The 2,972-nt window shown below is 71.7% G+C and carries 1 protein-coding gene and 1 pseudogene; one reads left to right on the top strand and one right to left on the bottom strand.

What is annotated here, in order from left to right; all coding sequences use genetic code 11:
- Positions 1 to 969: pseudogene (locus ON39_RS32860) on the top strand (TerD family protein); the annotation flags it as partial.
- Between the two features lie 100 nt (positions 970 to 1,069).
- Here the strand turns inward: ON39_RS32860 and ON39_RS32855 are convergent.
- Positions 1,070 to 2,800 (bottom strand): glycosyltransferase family 87 protein, encoded by a 1,731-nt coding sequence (locus tag ON39_RS32855; protein WP_063713415.1) that lies wholly within the window; start codon positions 2,798 to 2,800, stop codon positions 1,070 to 1,072.
- Positions 2,801 to 2,972 lie beyond the last annotated feature (172 nt).

Genomic DNA, 2,972 nt, shown 5'->3' with positions numbered 1-2,972 from the left:
TGGATGATCTTCGAGGACGCCGCCCGCTCGGCCGCCGCGCTGGTCTCGGCCCGCGACTACGCGGCCAAGCGGCTCGACCAGGAACTGTCCGCCGCGGTCGCGGATCCCGCGACCAGGAACACCCCGGCCGCCGACGCCGCGCGCCGGGCCGCGCAGCAGCGCGCCGACGAGCTGATCGCCACCGCCGAGAGCAATCATCAGCGCGACAGCGCGCAGCTCGTGCGCGAGCTCGCCGACGCCGATCTGATGCTGCCGCCCGCGCTGGCGTCGTGGGACTCGCCGGCCTGGGACAAGCCGGTCACGCCGAGCGACGGCATCCGGCTCGGCGAGCTGTACGCGCGCGAACGCGGGACCCTGCGCGTGCCGTATTGCGTTCCGGTGCCGTTGAATCGGCCGCTGTGGATCGACACCGAATCCACCCGCGCGGTCGCGCCGGTGGTCGCCGCGCTGCTGTCCCGGCTGCTCACCTCGGCGCCCGGCCGGCGCACCCTGGTCGACGTCATCGACCTGACCGGGGCGTTCGGCGCCTTCACCGGGTTGCTCGCGCCCGTCCTGAACGGGCCGCCGGTCACCGACCACGCCGACATCTCGGAGCGGCTGCAGGCCCTGGTCCAGGCCGCCGAGCTGGCCGAGCTGGCGTTCACCAGCGGCATGGGCAGCCCGCCCAAGGAGCACCGGATTCTGATCGCCGCCGACTTCCCGCACGGTTACCAGAGTTCGGACGCGCAGCGCATCGGGTCGCTGATCGTGCGCGGTGAACTGATCGGGCTGTCGACGGTGATCATCGGCGGCGACGAGACCGACTCCGGCGACGCCACCGTGGCGATGCTGGCACAGTCGTGCAGGCACCTGCCGACGGTCGACGGCACGCCGCTGTTCGATCCGTGGACCGGCAGCCCGTGGCAGCTCGACCTGGACGAGCTTCCCCAGGACGCCGGGCTGCTCGCGCGTTACCTGCGCACCCACTGAATCGGTTCGCGGCGTTCGCTATTCCTCCGTGGTCACGCGCTACCGCCCTCCGGGGGTGACGCTCACGCCGCGAGCGGAGGCGCTGGTCGGTGAGTGCCACTCACCGGGTCGGCGCGACCCGCGGGCGCAGCAACTCGGGCAGCCACGGCAGCAACGGATCCGGCGCCCGGTCGACGACGCCGCCGATCGGGTCGTCCACATAGTCGCGGCGCACCAGGTCCTCGCCGGGGCGGTAGATCTGCCGGACGATCAAGGCGCACAACGCGATCACCGCGAGGTCGCGCAGCACGACGGCGCCGGTGAACCACTGCTCGGGCAGGCCCTTCTTGTCCAGGCCGAGGTAGTAGAACATGCGCGGCGCCCACACCAGCGCGTCGATCGTCATCCACGCCAACAGGATTCGCCGATGCGGCAGGGCGAGCACGGCGATCGGCACCAGCCACAGCGAGTACTGCGGGCTCCACACCTTGTTCGTCAGCAGGAACGCGGCGATCACCAGGAAGCACAGCTGCGCGAGCCGGGGGCGCTGCGGCGCGGTGAGCGCGATGTAGCCGATCACCGCGCACGCGGCGACGAACGCGAGCAGCGACACCGCGTTCAGGATGACCGGCTGCTGCGAGTGGCTGAGCGCCCCGTCGAAGCCGGGCCAGCCGGTGAACGAGGTGACCACGTTGTAGAGCGAGTCCGGGTCGGCGTGCCGGGAGGTGTTGAGCCGGAAGAACTCTCGCCAGCCGCTCGGGTACAGCGCGGCGATCGGCAGGTTCACCGCGACCCAGGTGCCGAGCGCGGCCGAGACCGCGACCGCCGCCGCGCCCAGTGGCCGCGTGCCGAGCAGGTGGATGCGGTAGGGCGTCTCGCGGATCCAGTCCCGCGCCGTCGACCAGCCGTCGATATCGCGCAGACGCAGCCCGAGCTGGGTGCTGGGCAGCCGCTGCATCGGGTCGGCGCGCAGGCAGAGCACGACGATCGGGCCGAGCAGCAGCAGCGGATACAGCTTGGCCGCGCCGCCGAGGCCGAGCAGCAGCCCGGCGAGGGCGGGGCGGCGGCGCGCCCAGGCCAGCAGGCCGGTCGCGGCGAAAGCCGTTGCCAGGGCGTCGAAATTGGTGAAGATGTGCACGATCACCAGCGGCGAACAGGCGATCAGCGCGGCGTCCCACACCCGGCGGCCCGCCAGCTGCGCGCTCGCCCACACGGTGACCAGCCAGGCCAGCGCGAGGCCGAACGCGACGACGTTGAAGTAGATCACCACCTGCAGCGCGCCGGGCAGCGGCGCGGCGTCCCAGGCCTTGGCGATGCGCATCGAAAGGTACTGGTACAGACCGGATAACACCGGGTACTCCATGTACCTGGTCTCCCGGCCGCCGTCCGGGGTCTGCTCCGTCCAGTCCTTCTTGTACGGAAAAGCGCCCTCGTTCAACCGTTCCGCGCCGTACAGCGGCACCGTGTCCGAGTAGCACATCGCCACGTACTGGCGACCGTTGTTCCAGTCGAGGGTGACCGTTCCGTCGCCCGCGCTGGTCTGCTGAATGCAGCCGGCCTTGCCGAACCAGCCGAACGCGAGGAACACCACCGTGAACGCGAGCAGCACCCGCATCGGCGTCCAGAATCCCACGCGCCCGATGAGCGCGTGCTCGCCGACCGGGCCGCCGATGACCGTCGACAGCTGCGCGGTCAGGGAGTCGTTGCGGCTCGGCTGATCTCGCGCGTCGGCCGAGCGCAGATCCGGCGCGAGCGGACCCGGCGAGACGTAGTACGCCGCACCGGAGGGCGCCCCACCCGCCTGCGGCGCACTCCCGTTCGTTCGCTGGTCCACCAGTTCCTGCTCGGTCACGGCCCCCGACGCTACCTCGAGTCGACTATGGGTTCGGATCGCGTCGTCCCCACTCGGACGACGCGCTTACCTGCTTCGGGTGGTGGGCGGGGATCCGTTGCTCTCGCCCTGACCGTTGGCGCCGGGCCGCGGCGCACCGGTCGCGGTCGGCGACGAGCCGTCGGTCGGCGCC

It is taken from the genome of Nocardia tenerifensis NBRC 101015, from assembly GCF_000308715.1.
GTDB classification, from domain to species: Bacteria; Actinomycetota; Actinomycetes; order Mycobacteriales; family Mycobacteriaceae; genus Nocardia; species Nocardia tenerifensis.
This window is presented reverse-complemented; position numbering and strand designations above follow the sequence as displayed.